Origin of the sequence: Cupriavidus phytohabitans (genome assembly GCF_000426345.1) — a bacterium.
Lineage (GTDB): Bacteria > Pseudomonadota > Gammaproteobacteria > Burkholderiales > Burkholderiaceae > Cupriavidus.
Window position 1 is genome coordinate 1 of sequence record NZ_AUFE01000128.1, and the last position, 7,783, is coordinate 7,783.

Sequence of the window (7,783 nt, forward strand, 5' to 3'; positions counted from 1 at the left end):
GGCGGGCCGGCGCGCCGTGCGTGCGCGCGGACTCCGGGGCAAGGTCATTCGCATGCTGCCATCGATGCCAAGCCTTCAAATGAACAAGGGCCCCCGAAGGAGCCCTTGTCAGTAACTTTTCTGTTTCGAGGTCAGTTACAACCCAAGGCGGCTGTTAGGCGGCCAATGCGAACTTTTCGTCGTTAGCATTTACTTCGATTTAGTTTTAACGTCTTCTCTGACGGGTTGCCTCACGACCCTATCTCCCCCTGTCGAAACCAGGTCAGGCCCATCAGAAGCGCACTGCCCGTGCAATGTGCTTCTGGTGGACCTGGTCGGAATCGAACCGCCGTCCAGAAGGCCTTCAAGAAGAAGGTTCACAACCATTATCGGGAACCTTGCGGCCCCCAACGCACTAGATTCTACGCCTCCTGCCGGCAGCGGCAAAGCAGTTTGCGTGCGGCTCTACAAAGACCCGACCCGGTAAAATTCCACGCTCTGCCCCGCATTGACCGCCCGTTTGAGCCATGAAGGCATCTCGCTTTGCCCGTCCAGATCGGCCCCTCGGCATTGCGGTAGTAGACCGCCCGCGGCGGGGGTAGCGGCGGCGGATCGAAGAACCCTTCCGCTTTTAGCTTTTCCATCGTCAGCCCGTATCGGCAATCTGATCCCGAATCCAGGCGATCGCGTCTGCCCGCTCATGGTTGTCATCGTTGACTTGCTGTATTTACAAGGTACTCAAGCTCTTCGATGGCAGCTATTACTTCCGAAAACACGGGAACGTCACCGAAGATCATGCCGCTCATCGCCTGATAGTCCTTTTCCAGAGCGCTTCGCATGTTCTCCGTTGGCGTCAGCGTAAAACCGCCTTGCTTAGCGAGGTCCAAGCCTAGATCGGGGCTGCCGAAAAACATGTCCGCATGGTTGGCGCAGTCCCTGGCCAGGTCATCACGCAAGTGCCATCCACTGCGCTTGGCCGTTTCGAGCATGCTGCGTAGGTCGTAGTAGTGTCGTGTCACCCGCTGACCACCATGTCGGATCTCTCCTCGGCGCTCGTGCCATTGCCGAAGGCCATGCGCAATGACTACTTTGTCCCAGAACGTCCGTTCTGGCGCCACCGTCGTGACGTTGGGGACCGTGAGATCGAGATGAGGTAGTCCGGTCGCTACGTAAGGTGTGATGGAAGCCGTCACATGAGGGTCCAGGGCGGATTTCGCTCCAGCTTCAATTTTCACTGCGGAGCGGATATACGCGCTGTCGTCCGCCGTGACCGCTGGATACCAAAAAAGGATTGTCTGGTTGTCCCTGTCGGCCGGATCAAGCTCGATTTTGTACCGCCTTTCCGGCATCTGGTCGTGCGCCAGCGCTTCAAGTTGTTCACGCAGGGGCCCAGTGATGTGTGCTTGTGCGGCTTGTCGAATGCCTTCCAGCCGCACGCGCCGCTTCTTCCCGCTTAGCGCGGCCAGCTCCGAGACCTGAACGGCCTGCCCCAGGTCTTCCCGGAACACCGTGATGTCAATGTCTTCGGAGAATCTGGTGATCAGCGAGAACGCTTTCGACAGGGACGTCCCACCCTTGAAGAGGATGCGGGGCGGCTGTGCTACGCCATTGAATAGCGCATCGAGTGCCCAACACACCCAAAAATCCTTCTCGATGTGCTGGACCGCCGTACCGAGACTTGCAGCGGTCGTGAAAAAGAGATCTCGCCGGTCCGTGTCGGTTGCCTCGATGATTTGACGATAGTCAGGCCTCATGGGACTTCCTCTCGTTCTTAGTATCGCGTTGCACTGTGAGAGGCCCAGTGCCGTTGCCTTCCAGAAGGTCACGTACAAAGGTCTGCATCCATCCAGGCATTGCACTAAATCCCGCCACCAGGTCCTGGCGGACTGGCTTACCGTGTTCTGGATCCTCAAGCACCGCGCGAAGCGCCATGGCTATCCGTTCGCTGTCGGTGGCAATGGTGTCTTTAAGCCAATGCAACGCTTGAACGACGCGCATCGCAGGGCGTCCCGCCCAAAACAGCCGGCTCGGCGCTGTCTGCTTGAAGACGATCGTGAGGTTGTCGAGCTTCAACGAGCGGCGGCGGCTGTCCGTATGAATGGTGACGCGTGCGGGCACCGCGTTGGTGAGCCCTAGGTCGTTGGCCGCGGTCATGCCGTCTACCAGCAGGCGCAAATTGTCACGCCTCGCAATCGCCTCTACCACGGCCCGATAGTCGGGCATGGTGTGGCGTCCGGTTAGCCGATTGATTTTGGGCTGATCGTAGAGACCTCTGTCAATGCGCCGGAGTTGGCCGGCCCCTACCAACCGCTGCAGGGTCTTGTCGACGGCATCTCGGCTGCCAAGGTGTGCAAAGTCGGTCGGAACCCAGACTTTGCCGGGCCCGGCTTGTTCGATGAGTGCGAAGAGTTTGTCGCGGAGTTTAGCCATGGCGTTGTCCGGAATTTATATACAATTTTCGGACGTTTGCCAACGGTGTCCGAAAATTGTAGGCAAATTTCCGTCAAGCCTGTGCACTCCCGTTACTACCGCCAAGGCGTCTAGGCGTCGGGTTACGACTGATCACCTGGCAAGGAACGCAGCAGTGCTTGGCGAACCTCATCTTTCGATTGACCGAGCCCCGCCACATCGCGGTACTCGGCTTGTGCCTGAAGGTCTTTATCCGACCCCGGAAAAACTCGACGCTCTGCCCCGCATTGACCGCCCGCTTGAGCCACGAGGGCATCTCGCCCTGCCCGTCCCAGGTCAGCCCTTCCGCGTTGCGGTAGCAGACCGGCGGCGGTGGGGGTGGCTCGGGCGGTGGGGGCGGTGGCGCGAAGCACCCCGCCGCGTCGAGCTCTTCGAGGGTGAGCCCGTAGTCGTCCATCTGCGCCTGGATCCAGCGGATCGCGTCCGCCCGCTCAGTCTTTGCTGTCATCGCTGCCGTCACTGCTGTCGTTGCCTTCGCCCTGGTTGTTAGGCAGCGCCGTCGCCCCGGCTCGTTGCCCGGCTCTTCCCCTTGGGCTTCCTGCGCAGTGGCCGCCGAACTTCCGACCTGCCGAGTTTGCTGATCAGAATGGGGGCGGACCGGCCGCGCCCGCCAACCTGTCGTTCAGGACAAGAGATCGATGAGGAAACGCTCGCGCTTCTTGCCAATCCATGCGGGAGCCCGACCGCGCCCCGACCAGGTCTGGCCCGTCTTGGGGTTGCGGTACCTCGGAGGCGGCGCGGCCTTCGTCTTGCTCGGAACCGCGCGGGCAGCGGGCTCAACACTGGGCTTGCCCGCAATGTCCTCAATGCTGAGGTCGTACTCCTGCATCCACTGCCGGATCTGTTCCACAACCTTTGGCACTTCCGTGGCTCGCAACTGCTCAAGTTGCGCATTGACAGAGGCCAGTTGAGCGAGCAGTGAGGATTGGGACGGGCGTTGGGTGGCGGTAGGCGCTCTTTGCTCCTGTCGCGGCTTCCGGGTTTTCGTCTTCTGAGTCGGCGCTTCCGGGGCCGCCTCCACGCCAGGCAGGGTTATCTGCTTCGGCCCGCGCTTGCGGGTTGGGGTCGCTTGAGTCGTGACTTCCGGAGCGGCAACTTCCGCTAGGATTTTCGGCTTCCGACCGCGCTTCGGGGCCCGCGTCGCTTCCGGCGCGACTTCCGGAGTGGCCGTTTCGGTGAGCGCTTTCGGCTTCCGACCGCGCTGCGGGGGCCGCTTCTCTTCCGGCGCTGCTTCCGGAGCGGCGGTTTCGGCGAGCGCCTTCGGTTTCCGACCGCGCTTCGCGGCACTCGCCTCTTCCGGAGCAGCTTCCGGAGCGGCCGCTTCGGCGAGCGCTTTCGGTTTCCGACCGCGCTTCGGGGCCTGCGCCTCTTCCGGCGCCGCTTCTGGAGTGGCAGTTTCGGTGAGCGCCTTCGGCTTGCGACCGCGCTTCGGGGCCCGCGTCTCTTCCGGCGCAGCCTCCGGAGTGGCAGTTTCGGTGAGCGCTTTCGGCTTGCGACCGCGCTGCGGGCCCCGCGTCTCTTCCGGCGCAGCTTCCGGAGCGGCAGTTTGGGGGAGCGCTTTCGGCTTCCGACCGCGCTTCGGGGCCCGCGTCTCTTCGGGCGCGGCTTCCGGAGCTGGGACGTCAAGCGGTGCGACCGGGGCGGCTGTTTCGGTCAGTTCATCCTGGGCGGCAGCTTCCGTCGGTTCGTCCGTGGCCAGGACTTCAACCGGAGCTTCGGCCACGGCTTCCGTGGTCGCTGCCGGGGGCATGGCTTCAATGGGCGCTTCCGGCGCGTCAGATTCAGTCAACGCTGCCGAGGCGGCAGCTTCCCTCGATTCTTCCGGTGCCACGTCTTCCGTTGAAGCGTCCGGGGCGGCGTAAGACCGCCGGCGCCGATATGACACGGTCGCCGTCGGGCCGCTATCCCGGCTTGTCGACCAGAAGTCCAAGCGTTGGGCCTGAGTGTCAACGCTGCCACTACCGACGCCTGCACCACTGGCTTCACCAATGGCGGGATCCGCGTCGCGCATCGCCTCAGCGATGGGAAGCTCCATCTGACCAAGTCCGTTCGTCGCATTGCTCGCGACACGGGGTTCAACCTCTTGCTCTGGGGCCAATTCGTTCTCCTTCATTGAAGTCACTGCACGTGCAGACGCTTCCTAATCCCATGGACGGTGAGACCTTGTCTCTTGCATGTCGTTGAGGGTTGGCCGCAATTCGTGAAAAATCCGCCACATCTCCGCTAAGCGGCTGATTTGAAGAGAAAATCGATCGTTGGGTCGAGCGGCGGAGCCCGTCTTTGGAGGTCCAACAGGTAGTCCCCAAGCCGGTTGATATGCTCGCGCCGGTAAGGCGAAAGCACCTTCAGCACCTCGGCATCGACGGGGTGCCCCTTCTCCTGCAATGCCTTGAGCTTGCGCGACATCCACTGGACGTTGTAGAGGATGACCATGTTGGCGACGAGCTGGTTGTATTTGATGACCTTGCGCTGCTCGTGCCGCACGTTTTCAGCAATGGTGCCGTCCCCGCCGAACATCAGCCACTGCGCGAAGTCATTGAACTGCTCGCTCTTGTTCGTCGCCGCATGGATTGTGCGACGCAGCTCCGGCTCGTTCAGGTACTTCAACAGGAATAGCGTGCGGATGACTCGGCCGAGTTCGCGGAATGCGAAGTACAGCTTGTTCTTGGCGCTGTCCGAACCCAGCCGGCGCAGGATGGTCGACGGCGTCATTCTGCCGGCCTTGATCGAGACCGCCACCCGCAGCATGTCGGGATAGTGGCGCTGAATCAGATCCCAGTTGATGGTCTGACGACACAGGGACTCGATGTGAGCATATTTCCGGCGCCGGTCCGCTTTGAACAGCACCAGGCCCTTGATATTGCGCATACGCGGCATCAGGTTGATACCCAGCAGGTAGGACAGGCCAAACACCGGCCCGCTCTGCGCCTGGGTGTCGCCGTGAATGGTATCTGGCTGGATCTCCGAACCATTGCGGATCAGCCCGTCCAGGATGTATACGGCCTCATGCACCCCGCACGGAATGAAGTTGCTGAAGAGCGCGATGTACATGTCGGAGACATGATAGTAGCCGATCCCGCCATACCCGCCATAACGGATGTGGGACTCCGACAGCAGGTTTTGCTCGTACAGGCTCCACTTGGTTCCGTCCGCCGACACGCGCTTGCCGCTGCCCCAGTACTTCGGCAGCGCGAACTGGTTGTAGGCGTTGATGACCTTCACGATCGCCTTGTCGAGCCGCTCTTCGGTGACGTGATGCAGATTCAGCCAGGCGATCTGCTTGCGGCTCAGCCCCTTGACCGAGCGCGCGGTCTGGCTGGGCCCGAGGTTGCAGCCGTAGCAGAACAGCGTGCTGATGAAGCGCTTGCGCGGCTTGTCGATCTTGGCATCGAATCCGGACAGCGGCCCGAAGAGCTGGTGCAGGTTCAGCCATTGCTCGGTCTCGGTCAGCACATCCAGGATACTGATCTGCGGCATCGAGGCTGTGATGGCCTGGTCGATCAGCATCTTGTTGGGCGGGTCGGGCTCTTTGCCCGGCTTGTGAATGATCAGGCCCTGTTCGCCGAACTCGATGCTGTCGTTCGCAGGGAAGTTCGCATCCACCTCGTCGAGCGCGGCGCTGAGTTTGTCCCGCAGCGTCTTGATGAAGCTCTTGCCATCGGTCGGCAAGCCCACGATTTCACAGTAGCGCGGCATCTCCCGCTGGAATTCCTCCTGCGAGACCTGGTGCACGCGGAAATCATCAAAGCGATCGCTGCCTTCGACGTAGAGATCGCCGGAACTCAGTTCCTGCATCACCTGGTGGAACACGCACAATTCGAAGTACCGGCGGTGGAGCAGCCGGGCGCTGCGGCCGCCTGGGAAGATGGCCTTATTCCACTTGTCCGGGATCCAGTCCAGAGGCAGGTTAGCAAGATCGTTGTCAGTGAGCTGCAGGTACTCGCAGTGGGAGGCTCGGAAGCCCTCCATCCAGGCCAGCGCCACCAGGATCGTCTTGTCCTGCGAGCTGGAGCGCAGCGGCAGCACCTCAACGCACTGAAACAGCAAGGAGCGCTGCTGGCGATATGGCGCCAGCATGAACGGCGGGTCAAAGTTGCCGGCGTAGGCAATATGCTCATTGCAGCGCGCGAGCGCCCCGGCGGCGTCGTTGCCGAGCACTTCGCGCACCTTCTGCAACCGGAAAATGTCGGCGATGCCATCGTCCTGCAGAACCTGCAGCACGTCGCGGAACTGGCCGACCAGGCTCTCCAGCGCGTCGGCATGCGCCAGCTGATATTGCTGCAGCCGGGTCCTGGCGAGGGATTCGAGCTTGCGCATCACCTTGATGAAGATCTCGGCCACATCATCGAGAGCCTTCTGCAGTTGCGCCTGAATGAAGAGCACCGCCAGCGTGTAGCGCTTGGCGGGCTTGAGCCCGCGCAACTTGGTAATGTCCAGCGCCCGCGCCTCCGTGACCAGTTGCGTGCGCTTGGCGACCGAGAGCATGGGCGGTGCTGGCGGCAGGCCATCGGCCAGTTTCCGCAGACCGTGAATATGCTTCAGAAAGTTCGCGATCTCGCGCGTAGCCGGGCGCTTGGGCTCGCGTTTGAGCTGGTCCCAGCCGGACTTGCCGGTCTGGCCGTCAAACAGCGCCTCGATCCGAGCTTTCAGCGAGTCATCGAGCGCCTCCGTGATGGTGCGGTAGATCGCTTCGTTGAACCGGGCCCGGGCCTGTGCCGCCATCCGCTGCAGGCCCGCCAACGGCGGCAATTCGTACCGCCCCCGGATCAGCTCCTCGATCAGCACGTTGACGATATCCGGCAGTTCAGCCTTGGTCCGCGCGGCATCGGTTGCCTGCGACTCCAGCCATGCCTGCGCGTTGGCGTCCACCTGCCGGATGCCAACATAGGCGCGCAGCCACTTTTGATGCCGGGCGCGGGTGCCCGAGACATCGTAGCGTGTCACCACGCTGCGCGACAACGGCCGCGCCCGCAGGGCAGCCTGTACGTGCTCGATCACCGCGGCCGGCACCTCGGTCAGCATCGGAAAGTAGCCAAGGCGCTGCAGCAATTTGAGCTGCACGAGAATCAGCACCGACGTCAAGGCCTGGCGCGCCTGGCTGCGCGCAAAGCGGATCTCGGTCGCGGTCGGCGTGAACGCTGCCTGCAGTTCAACAACGGTGGGCTCGGCCGGCAGCACTGGATAGGCGGTCTCGTGGATCGGCGGCATGATCTCTATCTGCGCCCGAAGGCCTGCTCAAGCTGGCGCGTGCGCTGCACCTCGTCATCGTGCAGATAGATTGAGGTGGTAGTGATGGAGGCGTGCCGCAAATTGTCACGCACCGTTGTCAGGGTTG

At 62.1% G+C, this 7,783-nt stretch carries 4 protein-coding genes, 1 other RNA gene and 3 pseudogenes; all 8 read right to left on the bottom strand.

What is annotated here, in order from left to right; translation table 11 throughout:
* Positions 1–80: 80 nt before the first annotated feature.
* Positions 81–440, bottom strand: a transfer-messenger RNA (tmRNA) gene (gene ssrA, locus K309_RS39640).
* Between the two features lie 4 nt (positions 441–444).
* A pseudogene (locus K309_RS43485) lies at positions 445–706 on the bottom strand (H-NS histone family protein).
* Positions 687–1,733: a nucleotidyl transferase AbiEii/AbiGii toxin family protein gene (locus K309_RS0132860; RefSeq protein ID WP_029050219.1), complete on the bottom strand. Its 1,047-nt coding sequence runs from the start codon at positions 1,731–1,733 to the stop codon at positions 687–689. The pseudogene K309_RS43485 and the gene K309_RS0132860 overlap by 20 nt, the downstream one beginning before the upstream one ends.
* Positions 1,723–2,409, bottom strand: a complete 687-nt coding sequence (locus K309_RS0132865) for a DUF6088 family protein (RefSeq protein WP_029050220.1) — start codon at positions 2,407–2,409, stop codon at positions 1,723–1,725. Before K309_RS0132865 ends, K309_RS0132860 begins: the two co-directional genes overlap by 11 nt.
* A 238-nt stretch (positions 2,410–2,647) precedes the next feature.
* Positions 2,648–2,896 (bottom strand): annotated as a pseudogene (locus K309_RS38425) (H-NS histone family protein); the annotation flags it as partial.
* 174 nt (positions 2,897–3,070) lie between these two features.
* Positions 3,071–4,561: an H-NS family nucleoid-associated regulatory protein gene (locus tag K309_RS0132875; protein WP_029050221.1), complete on the bottom strand. Its 1,491-nt coding sequence runs from the start codon at positions 4,559–4,561 to the stop codon at positions 3,071–3,073.
* Between the two features lie 110 nt (positions 4,562–4,671).
* Entirely contained in the window at positions 4,672–7,656 is a 2,985-nt protein-coding gene (locus tag K309_RS0132880; protein WP_029050222.1) for a Tn3 family transposase, read from the bottom strand.
* A 5-nt stretch (positions 7,657–7,661) separates the two neighbouring features.
* Positions 7,662–7,783, bottom strand: a pseudogene (locus K309_RS42700) (tyrosine-type recombinase/integrase); the annotation flags it as partial.